Origin of the sequence: Desulfuromonas sp. (assembly GCF_002868845.1) — a bacterium.
Taxonomy (GTDB): domain Bacteria; phylum Desulfobacterota; class Desulfuromonadia; order Desulfuromonadales; family BM501; genus BM501.
The window spans coordinates 98,736-117,330 of record NZ_PKUB01000009.1; the positions used below are offsets into that span (position 1 = coordinate 98,736).

The 18,595-nt window shown below is 52.8% G+C and carries 12 protein-coding genes; 1 reads left to right on the forward strand and 11 read right to left on the reverse strand.

Going from position 1 to position 18,595, the window contains the following annotated elements:
• Positions 1 to 19: 19 nt before the first annotated feature.
• The 3 genes from C0617_RS02655 to C0617_RS02665 form a co-directional block, all read right to left on the reverse strand.
• Positions 20 to 3,472 carry a pyruvate carboxylase gene (locus tag C0617_RS02655; RefSeq protein WP_291315471.1) on the reverse strand — a complete coding sequence of 1,151 codons (3,453 nt, stop codon included), beginning with the start codon at positions 3,470 to 3,472 and terminating at the stop codon, positions 20 to 22.
• A gap of 497 nt (positions 3,473 to 3,969) precedes the next feature.
• Positions 3,970 to 4,737, reverse strand: coding sequence for a slipin family protein (locus tag C0617_RS02660; RefSeq protein ID WP_291315472.1), 768 nt, complete (start codon positions 4,735 to 4,737; stop codon positions 3,970 to 3,972).
• 46 nt (positions 4,738 to 4,783) lie between these two features.
• Entirely contained in the window at positions 4,784 to 6,145 is a 1,362-nt protein-coding gene (locus C0617_RS02665) for a nodulation protein NfeD (protein WP_291315473.1), read from the reverse strand.
• Positions 6,146 to 6,308: 163 nt separating this feature from the next.
• Between C0617_RS02665 and C0617_RS02670 the strand changes: the two genes are divergently transcribed.
• Positions 6,309 to 7,694, forward strand: coding sequence for a sigma-54 dependent transcriptional regulator (locus C0617_RS02670; RefSeq protein ID WP_291315474.1), 1,386 nt, complete (start codon positions 6,309 to 6,311; stop codon positions 7,692 to 7,694).
• Positions 7,695 to 7,770: 76 nt separating this feature from the next.
• Here the strand turns inward: C0617_RS02670 and C0617_RS02675 are convergent, their stop codons facing one another.
• From C0617_RS02675 to C0617_RS02710, 8 genes are all read right to left on the reverse strand, one after another.
• Complete coding sequence (locus C0617_RS02675; RefSeq protein WP_291315475.1) at positions 7,771 to 8,664, reverse strand: selenium metabolism-associated LysR family transcriptional regulator; 894 nt, start codon at positions 8,662 to 8,664, stop codon at positions 7,771 to 7,773.
• Positions 8,665 to 9,160: 496 nt separating this feature from the next.
• On the reverse strand, positions 9,161 to 11,449 hold the full coding sequence (locus tag C0617_RS02680) for a polysaccharide biosynthesis tyrosine autokinase (RefSeq protein ID WP_291315476.1): 2,289 nt from the start codon (positions 11,447 to 11,449) through the stop codon (positions 9,161 to 9,163).
• 51 nt (positions 11,450 to 11,500) lie between these two features.
• Positions 11,501 to 12,301, reverse strand: coding sequence for an SLBB domain-containing protein (locus C0617_RS02685; protein WP_291315477.1), 801 nt, complete (start codon positions 12,299 to 12,301; stop codon positions 11,501 to 11,503).
• Positions 12,302 to 12,403: 102 nt separating this feature from the next.
• Positions 12,404 to 14,356: a nucleoside-diphosphate sugar epimerase/dehydratase gene (locus C0617_RS02690; RefSeq protein WP_291315478.1), complete on the reverse strand. Its 1,953-nt coding sequence runs from the start codon at positions 14,354 to 14,356 to the stop codon at positions 12,404 to 12,406.
• A gap of 791 nt (positions 14,357 to 15,147) precedes the next feature.
• On the reverse strand, positions 15,148 to 16,062 hold the full coding sequence (locus C0617_RS02695; protein WP_291315479.1) for a hypothetical protein: 915 nt from the start codon (positions 16,060 to 16,062) through the stop codon (positions 15,148 to 15,150).
• 66 nt (positions 16,063 to 16,128) lie between these two features.
• Positions 16,129 to 16,992, reverse strand: coding sequence for a GNAT family N-acetyltransferase (locus tag C0617_RS02700; protein WP_291315480.1), 864 nt, complete (start codon positions 16,990 to 16,992; stop codon positions 16,129 to 16,131).
• Between the two features lie 79 nt (positions 16,993 to 17,071).
• Positions 17,072 to 18,010, reverse strand: a complete 939-nt coding sequence (locus tag C0617_RS02705) for a sulfotransferase (protein WP_291315481.1) — start codon at positions 18,008 to 18,010, stop codon at positions 17,072 to 17,074.
• 123 nt (positions 18,011 to 18,133) lie between these two features.
• Positions 18,134 to 18,340 carry a hypothetical protein gene (locus C0617_RS02710; RefSeq protein WP_291315482.1) on the reverse strand — a complete coding sequence of 69 codons (207 nt, stop codon included), beginning with the start codon at positions 18,338 to 18,340 and terminating at the stop codon, positions 18,134 to 18,136.
• Positions 18,341 to 18,595: the final 255 nt, after the last annotated feature.

Sequence of the window (18,595 nt, forward strand, 5' to 3'; positions counted from 1 at the left end):
CTATTTCAATCGACAAAATTCAATCGAGAGTCACCAGCAGGTCGTCCTGCTGCACCTGATCGCTCTCCTTGAAAAAGATCTCTTTGACAACACCGTCCCTCTTGGCCTTGACGTTCGTCTCCATCTTCATCGCCTCGGTGGAGAGGAGGGTTTCACCCTCCTTGACCTCGTCGCCTACGCTGACGAGCATCTTGAAAATCTTGCCGGGCATCGGCGCCCCGACCTGCTTTGTATCATCAGGGTCGGCCTTGACATGGCTGACCTCCTCGGTCTCGACCGACAGATCCGTGACCTTCACCTGGCGCGGCTCGCCGTTGAGTTCGAAATAGATGTTACGGGTTCCATCCTCGTGGACGCGGCCAATGGCGTTAAGCTTGATAATCAGGGTCTTGCCCGCCTCGATGTCGATGCTCACCTCGTCCCCAACATCGAGGCCATAGAAGAAGACCGGCGTCGGGAGAAAAGATGTGTCGCTGTACTCCTGGCGGTGACGGTCGAACTCCTCGAAAACCCCGGGGTAGAGGACAGCGGAGAGAACGTCCCGTTCGGAAACGACGTGGCCGAGTTTTTTCTCCAGCTCCGCCTTCTTGGCGTCGAGGTAGACGGGCTCGAGCAGCTCGCCGGGGCGATGGGTCAGGGGCTTCTCGTCCTTGAGGATGATCTTCTGCAGCTTCTCCGGGAAGCCCCCGTAAGGCTGGCCGATCATCCCCTTGAAAAAGTCGACCACCCCCTGCGGAAAGGTCAAATCGTGACCGCGCTCGAAAACGTCCTCGGGTTCCAGGTTGTTCTGCACCATGAACATGGCCATGTCGCCGACGATCTTCGACGAGGGAGTGACCTTCACCAGGTCGCCGAACATGTCGTTGACCTTACGGTACATTTCCTTGCACTCCTCCCAGCGATGGCCGAGGCCGAGCCCCTCGACCTGGGGCTTGTAGTTGGAGTACTGGCCACCGGGAATCTCGTGATAGTAGACCTGCGCCGTCCCCGAGCGCAGCTCTGACTCAAAGGGGGCGTAGTAGGTGCGAACCGTCTCCCAGTAGTTTGTCAGTTTCTGCATGCCGGCCATGTCGAGCTGGGGGTCCCAGATCGAGCCTTCCAGGGCCGAGAGCAGGGCGTTGAGATTGGGCTGGGCGGTCAGGCCGGAGACGGAGGAGAGTGCCGCGTCGACGATGTCGCATCCGGCCTGGGCGGCCATCATCAGCATGGCGCCCCCGTTGCTGGAGGTGTCGTGGGTGTGCAGGTGGACCGGAATCCCGATCTCCTGTTTAAGGGCCTTGATAAGCTTTTCGGCGGCGAAGGGCTTGAGCAGGCCGGCCATGTCTTTGATGGCGAGGATGTGGGCGCCCATCTTCTCGAGCTCCTTCGCCAGGCTGACATAGTACTCCAGGGGGTACTTGTCCCGCTTGGGGTCGAGGATGTCGCCGGTATAGCACATGGAAGCCTCGCACACGGTGCCGGACTTGCGTACCGCCTCCATGGCCACCTGCATCCCCTTCGTCCAGTTAAGAGAGTCGAAGACGCGGAAAATATCGATCCCCGATTCAGCCGCTTTGGCGACGAACTCCTGCACCACGTTGTCGGGGTAGTTGGTGTAGCCGACGGCATTGGAGCCGCGCAGCAGCATTTGGAAGAGGATGTTGGGCACCTTCTCGCGCAACCGGTCGAGACGCTCCCAGGGATCCTCGGAGAGGAAACGCATGGAAACATCGTAGGTCGCTCCCCCCCACATCTCCAGGGAGAAGAGCCCGCCGCCGAGATGCGCCGTCGCCTCGGCAATGCGGTCGAGGTCAAAGGTGCGGAAGCGGGTCGCCATCAGCGACTGATGGGCGTCGCGCATGGTGGTGTCGGTGATCAGCAGCTGTTTGTGGTTGCGCGCCCACTCGGCAAGTCCTTCCGGGCCCTTCTCCCGCAGAATGTCCCGGGTACCGCGGGGGTGAGGCTGGCCGTAGGGGATCTCCGGCACCTCCGGCTCACGCAGGTCCTTGAAGTGCAGCCGCTTCGCCTCGGCGATCCCCGGGTAGCCATTGACCGAGGTGTGGCCGATGAAGTTGAGGATCTTGTTGGCCCGGTCTTTCTTCACCGGCAGCTGGAAGAGCTCCGGATGCTCGTCGAGGTACGAGGTGTCGCACTTGCCCTCAAGGAAGACCGGGTGGGTGATGACCCGCTCGAGGAAGCCGATGTTTGTCTTCACCCCGCGAATGCGGAACTCTCGCAGAGCCCGGTCCATGGTGCGGGCGGCGTCGGGGAAGGTCAGGCCCCAGGTGGATATCTTCACCAGCAGCGAATCGTAGTGGGGGGTGATCTGCGCCCCGGCGTAGCCCGCTGCGGCGTCGAGGCGCACCCCGAAGCCGGCCGCGGTGCGGTAGGCCTTGATGGTTCCGAAGTCGGGAGCGAAGTTGTTGGTCGGGTCCTCGGTGGTGATCCGGGACTGGATGGCGTAGCCGCGCAGCTCGATGTCCTTCTGCCCCTTGATGTTGATCTCGGGGTCGGAGAGCTTGTGCCCCTCGGCGATGCGGATCTGGGCCTGCACCAGGTTGCGCATGGTCACCAGTTCGGTGACGGTGTGCTCCACCTGAATACGCGGGTTGACCTCGATGAAGTAGAAGTTGCCCTCCTTGTCCATCAGGAACTCGATGGTGCCGGCGTTGACGTAATCGACGGCCTTGGCGATCTTCAGGGCGTAGGCGCAGAGTTCGTCCCGCTTCTTCTTGGTCAGGTAGAGCGAGGGCGCGATCTCGATAACCTTCTGGTGGCGGCGCTGGATGGAGCAGTCGCGCTCGTAGAAGTGGACCAGGTTGCCGTGCTTGTCGCCCAGAACCTGGACCTCCACGTGCTTCGGCTTCTCGATGTACTTTTCGAGAAATACCGCGGCGTTGCCGAAGGCCGCCTGGGCCTCGGAGGCCGCCGACTTGAGCCCTTCGACCAGCTCCTTCTTGCTGTGGGCGACGCGCATGCCGCGTCCGCCGCCGCCGGCGCTGGCCTTGACGATGACCGGGTAGCCGGCCTCCTTGGCGAAGATCAGCGCATCCTCCTCGCTCTGGATCGGCTTTTCAGTGCCGGGCACGATCGGAACACCGGCTTCGTTGGCAACTTGGCGGCCGGAAACCTTGTCCCCCAGGCGGCGCTGGATTTCAGGGGTGGGACCGATAAAGGCAATGCCCGCCCGCTCGCAGGCCTCGGCGAATTCCGGGTTTTCCGACAGAAAACCGTAGCCGGGGTGGATGGCGTCCACGTCCTTCTTGCGCGCGAGATCGATGATCTCGTCAATGCTCAGGTACGCATCGATGGGCCCCTTGCCCTTGCCGATCAGGTAGGCCTCGTCGGCCTTGTAACGATGCAGTGAAAGCCGATCCTGCTCCGAGTAGATCGCCACGGTGCTGATCCCAAGCTCGGTACAGGCCCGAAAGATGCGGATGGCGATCTCCCCGCGATTCGCCGCCATAATCTTCTTGAATTTTTTCACAGCCATCAAACCTCCTCCGTTCGGCTCATCATGCTGGCCGACACTACGATTCTTTTTAAAAACAAAACGGATAACGTCAGGTTGGTTTTTTTAGTTTGACTGAAAATTTTTAACCTTTTTAAACACTTAGCGACCCACCCACGATCACGCATATCAAACCAGACAAGATATCTCATGTCAATATAAAATATTGTTTTATTTCATAAGGGTTCAATTTGACTCTCACTTTCAACTGCTTTTTCATAATCTTTACCACATCTGTCAAGCCGATCACACACAGGACATCAGCAGCCATAACGCCATCCAGTTTCGAAAAGGAGACTCTCATAAATTTTCAAATACTCAGAAAAGACGACACAAAGGAAAGAGCCGCTTCACGGAAGGATTAGCAACGGTGAGCACAAGAGTCTTAACCGTTTGTCAAGCCAGAAGACGAGAACATCCCGGGAAAGGGGGCCCGCCCCCTTTCCCGACCGATCATGGTTCTCGGCCTGTACGGTCTCTTAAGGTTCCCCCTCCCTTTTCTTCATGAAGGGACGAATAAGGTCCAGAGGAATGGGGAATATAATGGTGGAGTTGCGCTCGGCCGAAACTTCGGTCAGGGTCTGGAGAAAGCGGAGTTGTAGGGCCCCCTCTTCGCTGGAAATGATACGGGCGGCCTCGGATAGCTTCTGCGATGCCTGGAACTCGCCCTCGGCATGAATGACCTTGGAGCGCCGCTCCCGTTCGGCCTCGGCCTGTTTGGCCATTGCCCGCTGCATCTCGGCCGGCAGGTCGACATGCTTGATCTCCACGTTGGAGACCTTGACTCCCCAGGGGTCGGTCTGCCGGTCAAGGATCTCCTGCAGGTGCTGATTGATCCGGTCCCGCTGGGTCAGCAGGTCGTCGAGTTCCGACTGACCGAGAACCGAGCGCAGAGAGGTCTGGGCCAGTTGCCCGGTGGCGTAAAGGTAATTCTCCACCTCGATAAGCGCTTTTTCCGGCTGAACGACCCGGAAATAGAGAACCGCGTTCACCTTCACCGATACGTTATCCTTGGTAATGACATCCTGGGGCGGCACATCCATGGCCACGGTGCGCAGGCTGATTTTGACCAGTTTGTCGACCACCGGGATGATGAAACGCAGACCTGGGCCCTTCACGCCGGAGAACCTTCCCAGCCGAAACACAACCCCGCGCTCGTACTCGAGCAGAACTCGAACAGCACTGGCGATGATGCTGACCACTAGCGCCAGGGCCACGACCCAACCGACCAGACCGACAGGTATCATGACAACGTCTCCTTAACAAAGGAATCCAACTTCCCGATCTCCAGGTTTAAAACCTCTCTCCGCCGCCCTCCATCCATTCGCCCTCCATGGCCGATTCTCTGACTTCCAGCTTCATATTCCTCTCCACTCGGACGACTTCGATGGGCGCCCCTTTTCGGATGGGAACCTCCGCATAGGCATCCCAGTATTCGCCGTGCACAAAAACCCTTCCCTTTATCCCGACATCGCTGACAGCCTCCCCGCGCTCTCCCACCATCCCCTCGATCCCGGACACATAGCGGGTCTTCTGGGTGCGCACTACGAAATACAGAACCAGAGCAAAGAAGCTCCCGCAGACCGCGACGGTGGCGAAGATCACCACTCGGGAGATCTGGAGGTAGGGCTCGGAGGTCTCCACCAGCATCAGGGATCCCAGGGTCAGGGAGACGATTCCGCCCACCGTCAGCATGCCGAAAGAAGGAACGGTGATCTCCAGAATGAAAAGAACGAAGGCCAGCAGGATCAGCAACACTCCGACATAGTTGACCGGAAGTGTCTGAAAGGCGAAGAAAGCCAGGAGCAGGGCGATGGCCCCCACCGCCCCCGGCAGAATCACCCCGGGCTGGGAAATCTCGAAAAAGATCCCCAGAATGCCGAGCATCAGAAGCAGGTAGGCGACGTTGGGGTTGCTGATGGTATTGAGGATTTCCTGCCGCCAGGTCATTTCACTCCGGACCAGGAGCGCCCCGGCAGTCTTGAGAACGCGCTCCTGCCCTCCCCTCAAATAGCGCCGGCCGTCGAGTTCCAAGAGCATTGCCTGTTCGTCCTCGGCGACAAGATCGATGACTTTGAGCTCGAGGGCCTCCTCGGCGGGGGTGGAGACGCTCTCCCGCACGATCTTTTCGGCCCAATCGACATTGCGCCCGCGCTGCTGTGCGATGCTGCGTGCATAGGCGGCGGCATCCTCCACGACCTTCCCCATCATGACATCGTCCCCCCCGCCCGCCCCGGGACCGATGGCCACCGGGTGGGCCGCACCGAGATTGGTCCCGGGAGCCATGACGGCGAAATCAGCAGCGAGAGTGACCAAAGCCCCTGCCGAAGCGGCCCGAGCCCCGGAAGGATAGACATAGACGATCACCGGGATCTCGGAAGCGAGGATCTCTTTGATGATGGAGCGCATGGCGCTGTCGAGCCCGCCGGGAGTATCCAACTCGATAAGGAGAGCGCGGGACCCATCCCCATTGGCCCGTACAAGTTCCGCACCCACGAACCCGGCAACCACAGGGTTGATGACACCGGCCACGGGAACGACGCGTACCACGTCCCGGGAGGAAAGTTCCTCGACCCCGAAGCACACCTGGGCCGTAAACAGCAGGGCGACCAGCAAAAATAGGGGCAGAGTGATAGGATGGCGCCATATCGACATAGATTGAGTTTAGCAGGGTCATGAGCCACGTCAATTCAGCCACTTGGAGTCTTTGGCGAGCGCCGTCCTGCGGGTCAAATTCCCCCTTGCACTGCCGATGGCCTCATGCTAAGGTAAATTTCCGTCAATGAGATGACGCATACCCCCTTTCGGGAGCCGCCTCATGAAAACCCTGTCCCAGATCCTCCTGATCGATGACGAGGTCCACAACCTCGAAGCCCTCTCGCTGTTGCTGACCAATGCTGGTTATCAGGTCCAAACAGCCCCTTCCGGCGAGGACGCCCTGGGGATTCTGCGAAAGACGAACTTCGAGGTTGTCATTACCGACCTTTTCCTGCCCGGAGTCAGCGGCATCGACATCCTCAAGAAGGTCAAGGAGGATTCGCCCCACACAAACGTCATCGTCATCACAGGAAACGCTTCGGCGGAGAGTGCTGTGGAGGCCATGAAGGAGGGGGCGTTCGACTACGTCACCAAGCCCTTCAATTTCGAGAAGCTGAAAATCGTCGTCTCCAAGGCCTTCGAAAAGAGCCGCCTCGTTGCGGAGAACCTCTACCTGCGTCAACAATTGAGGGGCAAATACAAGTTCGACAACATCATCGGCAACAGCCTGGCGATGCAACAGGTATTCTCCCGCATGGAGAAAATCATTCACACCGATTCGACCATTCTCATACTCGGCGAATCCGGCACGGGCAAAGAACTTGTAGCAAAGGCCATCCATTTCAACAGCAACCGCAAAGACAAACCCTTTGTGGCAATCAACTGCGGCGCCATCCCGGCCGCACTGCTTGAAAGCGAACTTTTCGGCCACACCCGGGGGGCCTTTACCGGGGCCGTTGCCGATAAACCGGGAAAGTTCGAACTGGCCCACAACGGCACTATCTTCCTGGACGAGATCGGCACCATGCCGATGCACCTCCAGATGAAACTGCTGCGCGTACTGCAGGAACAGGAAGTGGAACGCGTCGGTTCGAGCAAAAAGACCAAGTTCAACGTACGAGTCATCTCCGCGACCAACGCCGATCTCGAGGAAGAGGTGAAAAGTGGAAACTTTCGCGAAGACCTCTACTACCGCCTCAACGTCATCCCTATCGCCCTCCCTCCGTTGAGAGACCGGCGTGAGGACATTGCCCTGCTGTGCCGTCATTTCTTGGAAAAAAGCTGCCAGGAGATGACGCGGCCTCTTATGTCCCTCTCCAGGGATGCCATGGTGGCCCTCGAAGGTTACGACTGGCCCGGAAACGTGCGCGAAGTGGAAAACGTCATTGAGCGAACTGTCGCCCTGACCGATGGGGAGACCATCCAACGAGACGATCTTCCCCAGCCCATCGGCAAAACTGCCGATGGGAAGTCCCTGCAGATCATCCACCCCCGTGTCTCTGCCGAAGGGATCGATATGGCCAGAATCATGGAGGGAATAGAACGAAGCATGATCAAGGAAGCCTTGGACTTGGCCGGCGGCGTCAAGGCCCGGGCGGCTGCCCTACTGACCATCAACCGCACCACCCTGGTAGAGAAAATCAAGCGCCTGGGTCTGAATCTATAGGTAAGGAAGAGTTCAACGCAAAAAGGACAGCCGGCAGGCTGTCCTTTTTGCGTTGAAGTGGAAACATTCGCACCCTCTAAAACGCCCCCCCCTGAAGATGATGCCGAAAGGCCAGCCCCAGAGGATACAATCGCCGGTTTCTGCGCTGGATGAGATGGAAGGTACGGGACATCTGAAGTCCCTCGACGGGCACGGTGACCAGAGTGCCTTGATGAATGTCCTCGGCGACCGCCAGAAAGGAAATAATCGAGGCACCGATGCGGGCCTTGATCCCCTGTCGAACCGCCTCGGTGCTTCCCATCTCCGCCACCAGACTCAGCCTGTCAGGATCGAATCCGACCCCCTTGAGGGTTTGGTTCATGACGGTCCGGGTCCCGGACCCCGACTCCCGGACAATAAAGGGATGGTCCTCCAGTTCCTCTGGGGAAACAGCCTGGCGGCCGGCCCATGGATGGTCTGGATAAACGGTCAGGACCAGTTCGTCGGAGAAAATCTCCTCGCACTCCAGAGTGGCATCTTTGGGCCTTGCCCCTACGATCCCCAGTTCAAGGTTCCCCTGCAGCAGATCCTCAACGATCCGGGCCGTTCCGGCGATTTTGACCGTCACCTGGATGGCGGCGTGACGAGCCTTGAAGGCTTCGATCACTTTGGGCAGGATATAGGCCCCGGGAATAGTGCTGGCGCCTAGAGAGAGGTGGCCACTGAGGTTGCCCTTGTATTCTTCAATGGCCTGAAAAGCCTCGTCGCGCATTTTGATAATCCGCCTGGCATGGCGGTACAGAATCTTCCCTGCCCCGGTGGGAAGCACCTTGCGGCCGAGCCGGTCGAGGAGTTTCTCGTCTAAAGCCTCCTCCAGGATGCGTATATTTTCACTGACCGTGGGCTGGGAGAGCCCAACGGCATCTGCGGCCCTGGTGAAACTCTCCTGTTCGACGACCTTGCAAAATACCTCAAGCCTCTTGATATCCATCGTCCCCCCAGAGAGTCCTCAATCATCGCTTTTTCCGATAGCAGGGTTCACAAATAACAGAAAAATCAGCGTCTGGCAACAGGGTATATTCCGGCGAAATTCACCTTGCCATCCTATCGAGAACTCCCTGGAACCTCCTTTCCAATTGGAAATGAGGAGAAGCAAGACCTCCTTAAGCGAAAGAGTGAAATACCAGAAGGTTGCCCAAGGGGTGAGATATCCGGTAAGAGGGGGGAATCTTTGTATTCTGATACTTGTTTGAAACACTTTGCATTGAATCGACTTCCCTTGACGGAGAAATTCCCCACCTGTCCAAATACGTCGCCCAATCAACAATTGAAATATACTTGATTTATTTAAAAACAATGAGGCTGTCCTGTATGAGAATAAGCACTCAGGACAGCCTCACAAATTCAATGAGATAAGGATTATTGAGTATGAAATGCGGTAATCGCTATGGGATGAAACAAGCAACCCAAGAGCTTACCGTTTCAAGCTAGATTCTCGGCTGGAATTTCTCCTCAAATGAGCTGCTGTCTTCATGGCGCTGTTTTAAAAAAGTTTCCGAATTTCCAGCAAACACCTGTGTCAAGGTTGCCGCCTTTTCCGGCTCAACTTCGTCCTCATCCTCGAATGAAGTGTAATAATCGTTGTAATAATAATTTTCGCCTTTTTTGAAATCGAGTGCATTAATTACAATTCCGAGCACGTTGGCCCTCACAGTCTTTAGAGACTTCAAGGCCCTCTGCGCCATGTCGTAAGTCGTCTGTTCACCGCGAACCACCAACAGGGTTCCATCGAAAAGTTTGCTTAAAATTCTGGAATCGGTCACCGACAAGAGAGGTGAAGAATCACAGATAATTATGTCGAAGGAACTCTCAAGCTTCTCAAGCAAAGCCTGCATTCGAGAAGAAGCAAGCAAATCCGTAGGGTTAGATGGAATCGGACCGCACGGCAAAACAGAGAGGTTCGAAATAAGTCCCTTTTGCAAAATGCCGCCATTGTTGTCTCCGGCCAGATAAGTACTCAACCCGATTTCCGGGTTGATCTGGAAGACCTTATGAACACGGGGCTTACGAAGGTCACCATCGATCAAGACGACCCGTTTTCCCGATTGAGCCAGGCCCAAAGCAAGGTTAACAGCTGTAGACGTTTTCCCCTCTCCGGGTGATGGACTGGTGACGAGGATTTTCCGTGGCGGATCATGGTCCGAGGAAAGCATGAGAGCTGTCCGAAGGGCCTTATAACCCTCCGAAACAGGGGAGAGCGGTTCCTTCAGCTCGATACCCTCGATTTCCCGGTCTTTTCCACGGCAAAGGGAGATCATACCCAGCACAAGCGTTCCCAAGGCGGCTTCCGCTTCCTCGGGGTCTTTTATTTTGTTATCCAGATAATCAAGGAAAAAGGCCAGACCGACGCCGCCGAAAAGACCAAGGATTAGCCCGATAAACATATTGAGAACTTTATTGGGCTTAACCGGATGGGTCGGTATACCGGCTTCCTCCACGATCCAAAGATTAACCGGTCGATTCTCTTCGGTAATGCCTTGTTCTTTAAGTTTAAGCATGAGGGCATCATAGAGCTTGCGACTAGTTTCGACATCTCTTTTCAGCGCACCATATTGTACATATTTTTCATTTAAACCAATTGTTTCAGACCGGGCTTCTCTCAACTGCTTCTTCAAACCGGTTTCTTTCGCCAAAGAAAAGTCGTATTCATTTTTTATGGAGTGAACGTGCCGCCTGATTTCTTCTTTAACCTTTTCTTCCAGAACCTTCAGATCTCCGTGAGACTTGATCATAACGGGATGTCTGGGACCGTACTTGTTGGAAAGTTCCATTATTCTTTTTTCAGATTCTACAACCTGGGAGCGCAGGACCCGCAGGGTGGCATCCGAGGCGATAGCTTCGACGGTCAATGCAAACTGAGGATTTTCGGCGCCATTTTTGATCTTGCTATACAAGGCTTCCAACTCTTTACGTTTAGACTCGGCTCGCACGAGTTGAACACTGAGTTCTGAAAGTTTCTCTGGATTAACCGCAATTCGGTTCGAAACCGTTACGATATCATTTGCCTTCATAAAGTCCTGCAAAGACTTTTCCGCTTCATCCAGCTTTTTCTTCTCGGCCTCAGCTTTATTGGTCATCCAATCCAGACTGCTCTTGGATGCCTCCATTTTCATATTAAGAATGACATCAATGTAAGCCTTGGCGGTGGTATTTGCGACAAGGGCAGCAAATTCCGGGTTAGGAGAAAGAAAACTGATGGTAAGAATCCTGCTGTCTGCGATGGGTCGAACCCTCATCCCCCGACTGATCGTTTCGGCCAAATGCCCCTCCGAGGGAATCAGAGACTCCCCCTCTGTGCCGCCATCATCGACGCCGAAGAGAGATTGAACTGCAGACCACCCCCCTTTGGCCCAGTCCAAACCCGATTGAACCAGAGAAAAACCTTCCTGTCCCTCGGAAAAAAGTTCGGCGTAATTCTCCCTCTGGGAGAGCATCTCCACAACTCGCCGACTGACCGCCCAGCTTTTTATTAACTGAAACTGGGTTTCATAAAACTCCGGATCACTCGATACTGCTCGAGACCGCGAGGTCAGGTCGCTCGATTGGCTCCTCTCGATCATGACCTTGGTCATCCCTTCGTACCTTGGGGTAACCAAGAAGGTCCCGACCAACACCAGCAACAAAGTGACTGAAAAGAATATCAACACAATCTTCAGGCGCTTGTTGACCACCCTCAGTGCATCCCTCAGATGCAGATCTTGGCCCTTTGTACGCATGGTGACCGCCCTTCTTCCGTTGCGTAAGTTAAAAAGAAATAGACGACTTGGTCAGAAAAAACTCTCTGGCACCACAATCACGTCTTCAGGAAGCACCGCCATGTGCATGGAAACATTTTCCAACATCCTCTCGGACCCCCCTACTTTCCTGATGATTTTCACCTTCCCCTTAGCAGCTAACTCCGAGAACCCCCCCGCCATGGTAATGGCCTTAATGACCGATGTCTTCTCATCCATTGTGTATGCATTCGGCTTGGTTACCTGCCCTGTTACATAAACGATTCCTGCCCTCGCAACAAAAACGCTGTCACCGTCCATTATGGGGATGTCCAAGCTGGCATTCCCCTCTCCCATAAGGCTCTTCAAACTGACCGAAAGGAGTTTCTCCTCCTTGCCCTGCGAAGAGATCTTTCTCTTTATTGTGATGGTGTCCCCGGCCTCCGCCCCCAATCCTCCGGCTTTGGATATCAATTCGGAAAGTGCCGTTGGACCACTTAGTTCGTAAAGGCCGGGCTTTCTCACCTGTCCATTGATAATCGCCTTGTTGCTTCTAAAATCTTCAACAAAAACATAAACTTGGGGATTGACAATAAAACCGTCTTCCAGATAATTAGAAATTTTCCCAGCGACCTTCTCACCGGTCATCCCGCCGACCTGCAATTGACCAATCAGCGGAAAGAGAATCGTACCGCTACTGCTGATCCGGGCAGTGGTCGTGAGGTCCGGGTGGTCGTAGACCGTAACCTTGAGAACGTCCCCGTCACCCACCCGATAACCCCTCTCAGCCGACAGTGCAGATCCCGCAGAGAGCAGAAAGGTCAAAAACAATGACAAGAATACGATATTTTTCATAATTAGGTTCTTTCCTGGCCCAGCCAAGGACCTGAACAATACCCGACCTTATATTTTGTTTTGGCTCAAAGCGCCTTGTAACTTTGAACCCTTCAAATATTTTTACTGTTCTGAACCCAGGGCTTCGGGTCCTGCCATCGCCACCACCATGGCCTGCCTCACTGGCACGGGCTTAACAACCTTGCCGCGAGCCAAACGGTCCCTTTCCGGCTGGTATTCAGGCACAATCTCCTCCAACACGTTTAGAACCTCTTCCCTGTCCATCAGCTGGATCGCGCGATCAAGCCTCTCCAGAAGCCCACCCAAAAGGGCAGAACTATGTGAAGTCGCGCGCACCACGCGTATTTTCTCGTGGTCCGTGGGCAATACCCCCTCTCCGGCACCGACGAGTTCCTCGTAAAGCTTTTCTCCTGGGCGCAGACCGGTAAAGACAATGTCGATATCCTCATAAGAACGGAATCCCGAGAGTCGTATCATTTCCTCGGCCATTTGAACAATCTTGACCGGCTCCCCCATATCCAGGAGGAAAATCTCTCCACCCTTCCCCATACTTCCCGCCTGGAGCACCAGCTGTACCGCTTCGGGTATCGTCATGAAAAAGCGGATCACCTCCGGGTGCGTCACGGTGACCGGCCCTCCCCTCTTGATCTGTTCCTTGAAAATAGGCACAACACTCCCGCTGCTGCCCAGCACATTACCGAAACGGACCGTGACAAACTGTGTCAGGCCTTGCCTGGCCATGTTTTGGACATAAATTTCTGCGACACGCTTGCTGGCGCCCATCGTGTTTGTCGGATTGACTGCCTTGTCCGTGGACACCATAACGAAGTGCTGGACGCCAAAGAGGTTTGCGGCATCGGCAAGGATGCGGGTTCCAAGGACATTATTTTCCACAACCCCTATCGGATTTTGTTCCGACAGCGGGACATGCTTGTATGCTGCGGCGTGAAAAACGACTTGGGGTTTGAACTTTTCGAAAATAAATTCAACCCTTGACCGATCACGGATATCACTAAAAGTAGGATGCGTTTTCACATTCTTATAATTCTCCGCAAGCTCCTTTTCTATCTGGAACAAGGGGGTTTCGGCCTGATCAAAAAGTACAATGCTTTCCGGCATAAAACCTGCCACCTGACGGCATATTTCGCTGCCGATACTGCCACCGGCCCCGGAGACCAGAATTCTCTTTCCCCTGAGGTATTCCTGGATGTCCTTGACATCCAGTCGCACCGGTTCGCGCCCGAGAAGGTCTTCCAATTCCACGTCCCTGATATGCTGAATCGAAACGCCCCCACCGATAATATCCCCGACCGGAGGCAGGATCTTCGCTTCGACCTTGGTCTTTTGACAAAAATCCATAATGGTCCGAAGATCCTTGGGGTCAACTGCCTGCTGAGCAATAATCACCAGATCAATGCCCTTCTTTCTCCATACCGACTGCAGGTCATTAGGAGCGCCGAGGACAGAAACCCCCTGGAATCGCTTGCGCAACCGTTGGGGATCCGAGTCAAGAAAACCCACGACCTCCCCCTTCAATTTCGGACACTGGCGAACTTCGCGCACGATCGTCTGCCCTACCGCTCCGGCCCCGACAATTAGAATCCGCTTTTGTCTTCCTGTTTTCCCCTTCAGGCTTACGTTGTATCTTTCAAGACAAATTCGGGTAAAAATCCGAACGCCGCTGAAGAACAAGAAGCACAAGATTCCGTCTAAAATCAGTACAGACTTGGGAAGCGTTCCGAATGGCCAAACAAAAACAACCAAAGAACTAAAGACCAGGCTGCCAATAATGTTGGCCTTCAAAATGACCAGCATATCGGATACCGACACATATCTCCACCAACCCCCGAAAATCCCCATCCCCCAAAAGACCGCCATTTTTGTGGCCATAAGGAGTGGAAGAACTAAACCAATAGTAGTCCAATATCGCCCGGGGATACTGAGGTCGAATCTCACGGCAAATGCGAGCAAAAAGGCCGTAGCGACAAGAATCAGGTCAAACGATAAAACGAAGAATTTGCGATTTTTATTTACAAGAGCCTCAAGCTTTATCATTAAATTGCCCCTCCCTGAAATCGACTTTTTTGCTAAATTTTCACTAATTCTCAACCAGCATATAAGGTTTCAGGAGGGTTTCAATCGACTGGAAGTATGAAAAAAATAAAAAAAATCTATAACTTTAGTCTCTCAACAAAACCGACTTTTTAATCAAATATTTATAAACAGAAACCACCCTGCTCAGGGTTTGCGCGTCACCAGTTCCAGAAGGCTAGAGATGACCGAGGCAAACATCGAATTCTCGCCCCCAGAACAGCATCCCTGCCTCCCCCAGGAGATTCACCCTGGTTCTTCAACCGGGCGAACCAAGGTTCGATTTCACAATGCGAATATCAATGATGGGAAACCAAGCAGAGGACCACTGGGTGCGAACAGCGACGACCTAGGCATCCGATGGACTATCGTCACCCTGGCAACCGGTTAGGCAAAAAGACTTTTTGCCGTTTTGGATTCTTCTGCTTCAGAGGTCGGAATTCCCTTGGGAAGATAATCGGGTAGCCTGTGAGGCCCACCTGTTCTGAGATGAAGAACCCGGTTTATGCAAAACCCTCCCAAACGAAGAACGTGTCCGGATTCTTATCCGGACTCGAGGAGAAACGCCCAATGGAAAGAAATCTAAAAACAACCATTCCCTGAACGTAATCACACTAAAGGAGTAAGGGCAGAAAGAATTGTCCATGGCAGAGCCAAACCATCGATTGCGATCCATGGACTTTGCTCAGATTAGATGCCCAATCTGTTTTTGAAAAAGCGTCAAGGCGGGAGTTGTTTTTCAGATCTAACCAAGTCTAATCATGCCCAGTAAGACGATAATACGCATGGGGTCGCCGTTTTCGAATGAACTCCTCCGCCATGGGCATAAACCAAACTCGGGTGGGGATATGGGTAACGGAAAAGCCCAACTCCTTTTTATGTCGAGTCAGGCCGGCATTTTCCGGAACATGCGGACTGTGAACAACCTCACGTATAATTCCGGAACGCTGGCACACCTGCATCCACTCAAAGAACAAACCCAAGCCGATATTGGTATGTAAACTCTCTGTTGCAAGGTGAATTTGGTCGACATACGCCGTCGAACCGACGGCATGGCTGACGATATATCCTCCCAGTTTTCCATCAATGAGTCCCCCAAGAACTAAACTGCGAGAAGGGTTAAAATAGTGTCTTATGTCCTTTCGGTATTGTCTTAATGTTAAAACCTTTCCATAGCCGTTTCGTTTTTGAGCGGACAGAACAACTTCATACCCCTGTTCATGCAGCAGGTCAGGTTGGAGAATTTGGACAAACTCAACCCTCTTCTGGCAATTGCGCACCTTGTTCCGTTGGCGTGAACTGAGGGAATCCATCCCATAGCCTTCTATATCCTTCATCAAATGGACAGGCAATGTAGCGTTGGCAAGATGGGCATCCTTTTCACAAAGGGGGGTTCGGAATCCCCAGCACCAGGCTTTTGGCCGCGTGGCCTCTTCGCTATCCATCCTCGCCAGCCAATCGACTGCCTGAAAAAACCCGGGAGGGCCTCCCAACCAGTAGCGCCCCCGATGGTTGACGACAAACGATCCCCTTTCTTTCAGCCAAAAGGCCATCTCCGCTTCGGTCAAGGATTTGATTGTCGCGTCAAAAGCAGGCCGCATTGGAGTCTGCACTATTTCACCCCTCCCCCAGTAACCTCTTAAAACACTGGCGCTTTCCAACTCAGGCATAAGATCCCACGTCCCTTCAAAAAGATTGCATATGGTGATAAGTTCACTTACCCCAACAATAATTACTCAATAATGGCCGCACAAACGATAATATCCGTGGGGTCTTTTTTTACGCATGTATCCCTCTATAAGAATTTTCTCCAGCGGTGGAGCGAACCACCTCCTGGTTGGAACATGAAGTACCGAGAAGCCCATCTCCTTCTTAAATTTACTCAAACTGGCATTCTCAATAATATGTGGACTGTTGATGACTTCTTTAATTTCATTTGAACGGCGGAACATCTGGATAAGTTCAAAGACCATAGCCGTTCCAATATTTGAGGACAGACTCTCCGTTGTCAGGTACAAAGAATCTATGTAGGCTGTCGATCCTATTGCGTAGGCAAAAGCGTACCCGGCAAGTTTCCCATCAATAAGACCTCCAATCAGAACTCCCGGATGGTGAATGAAGTACTGCTCTACATCCTTTTTGTAATCAACGTAAGTAGGCACTTTACCGAACCCAGTGCGCTGAACGTTAGAGATTAAAACCTCATAACCCTGTTCATATAAAAGATCAGGATCTGAAATTTGAATGAACTTTACCTTTTTCAAACAATTACGAACCTTATTCCGTCGTTTGGAACTCAACGATTGCAGATCGTATTGTTTATAATTATCCAACACATGGACCGGAAGCGCCCCGTTTGCAAAACCTGCGTCACTGACTGCAAGGGTGGTCCAGAAACCCCAGGCAAAAGGAGTCGGTCGCGTTGCCTCCGATGCAACCATTCTTGCCATCCAGTGAATTGGGCGGTAATACCCCTGAATCCCTGACGTTTCCCAATAACGGCCGCGATGACACACAATTTTCCTTCCTCGCCCCCGTAACCAATCAGCCAATTTTGCTTCGGGGACAGGGCTCAGCAATGTCTCTGACACATCGCTCATATGCCTCTCCAAGTAAACACTTTTGTCGTAGTTGAAATTTTGTTTTCAAGAAATATATCCATCAGAATATTCTAGGAATTCAGTTGGAATAACCATAACGCTTCAAAAGCGGCCAGGTTCGTGTGGTCACTTGTAGGCGGTCCTTCAGATCCATCTCTCTTTTCCAATCATCATCTTCCTTCAATCTGATTGCCCCAACCTGAAAACGGTTGGGATTGCCTGCAAGGGTGTGGTTAATCCTCAACTTCAGATCACTGCCTGTAAAAATCTCCGGAGCGTCTACCCGTTCGTCCATCATATTCAGTATTCGGTGGAGCGCCATTTGGGGATCGCGAACGAACTCTTCATAACGGATGCGTACCGATGGAATCCCTTTTAGCTTCCACAAAAATCCTTCACAAGCCAAGTTCTGAATACTCCAGGCGAGAGCGGTCGCTTTAGGATTCAACCTCTCCATAATTTCTTCTTGAGAACCCCCAGAGGGTTCTTTTTTTGCTCTTTGCCACGAGAAGGCCACCCCACGCGGATCTCGGACAAGATGAACAACATAGAGGTCAACTGAAGGGATCATCCTTAAAAGATTGGCGTAGGTTGGCAACTTAGATGAATCAACTATAACCCTAGCTGATGTGTTATCTTTGATAGATTTATAAAGCTTTTCAAGGTTTTCGAGGTAGTAAGACAGCTGTCTTATCTTTTCAGATCTTCTCCCTCCCATTCGTACAAATGGAAGGTGGCGAACCCTCATGGACTGTTTCCATATCTGACTCATTCTCTCAGCATCGATGGCCTCATAACCGCCAAAAGCATCTTTGAATATTCGCCGCCACACCTCGCATTCCTTAAAACTTTCCCCACAACCACATAATTGGTTTTTAATTACGTTCAATTCCCAAATCGAAAACATTTCTCCTAGAGAAAAAAAGACCTCAGAACGCCCAATGATTCTGTCTAACAAAGTTGTCCCACTCCGTGTAAAACCAAGCAGGTAAAGAATTTTAATGCGACTATTAAGCATCTCAACACTCTCTAATAGCAATCAACTTGCCCCATGTCCAAGCAGATCTCAACTTTCCATGTTCAACATGGAGAAATAATAACAGTTAGAGCACAAGCCTTCGCCGTGCCATTTAATGACATTTTAAAAATCTCTTTGTTTATCTCTTTGTTTTCTATCAGGTGCTTTATCTTCACTTCCTGAGCTTGTTGAAATCAAAGATTTCGCAGCATTTGCCTTATCAACCAAAATGGCCATGATAATAGGTGTGGCATAAGCTGCATAAGCACTTTTGCGCAGAAACTCACGCCGACCTTCATCTGTGGTTGTCGGTATTTCCTTTTCCGTCATGGCGTCCACTCCTCTCTCGGGATAATCATCGCCCGCGCTTTACAACCTAAACCTTAAAACCGGCCACGAAAATCACAACAAACCCTGGTTGCCGACTGGTCCAGTCTCGGATTGGGACACCCCCCTTTGGGCGTTTTTTTACATTTAAAGAAGGAAGCCTCTCGGGGGAGTTGATATAATTTTAGAACTAAATGAAAACTATTCAATGCCAAGAAGGAAGGAATTTTTCTAGTCTATAAGTTGGGAGAAAGCCCA

Excerpts from the sequence above, each read along its gene's own strand:
- C0617_RS02695 (WP_291315479.1), bottom strand. The coding sequence starts at position 16,062 with ATGCCTGAGTTGGAAAGCGCCAGTGTTTTAAGAGGTTACTGGGGGAGG.
- C0617_RS02655 (WP_291315471.1), bottom strand. The coding sequence starts at position 3,472 with ATGGCTGTGAAAAAATTCAAGAAGATTATGGCGGCGAATCGCGGGGAG.
- C0617_RS02660 (WP_291315472.1), bottom strand. The coding sequence starts at position 4,737 with ATGATACCTGTCGGTCTGGTCGGTTGGGTCGTGGCCCTGGCGCTAGTG.
- C0617_RS02685 (WP_291315477.1), bottom strand. The coding sequence starts at position 12,301 with ATGAAAAATATCGTATTCTTGTCATTGTTTTTGACCTTTCTGCTCTCT.
- C0617_RS02690 (WP_291315478.1), bottom strand. The coding sequence starts at position 14,356 with ATGATAAAGCTTGAGGCTCTTGTAAATAAAAATCGCAAATTCTTCGTT.
- C0617_RS02710 (WP_291315482.1), bottom strand. The coding sequence starts at position 18,340 with ATGACGGAAAAGGAAATACCGACAACCACAGATGAAGGTCGGCGTGAG.
- C0617_RS02680 (WP_291315476.1), bottom strand. The coding sequence starts at position 11,449 with ATGCGTACAAAGGGCCAAGATCTGCATCTGAGGGATGCACTGAGGGTG.
- C0617_RS02700 (WP_291315480.1), bottom strand. The coding sequence starts at position 16,992 with ATGAGCGATGTGTCAGAGACATTGCTGAGCCCTGTCCCCGAAGCAAAA.
- C0617_RS02670 (WP_291315474.1), top strand. The coding sequence starts at position 6,309 with ATGAAAACCCTGTCCCAGATCCTCCTGATCGATGACGAGGTCCACAAC.
- C0617_RS02705 (WP_291315481.1), bottom strand. The coding sequence starts at position 18,010 with ATGCTTAATAGTCGCATTAAAATTCTTTACCTGCTTGGTTTTACACGG.
- C0617_RS02675 (WP_291315475.1), bottom strand. The coding sequence starts at position 8,664 with ATGGATATCAAGAGGCTTGAGGTATTTTGCAAGGTCGTCGAACAGGAG.
- C0617_RS02665 (WP_291315473.1), bottom strand. The coding sequence starts at position 6,145 with ATGTCGATATGGCGCCATCCTATCACTCTGCCCCTATTTTTGCTGGTC.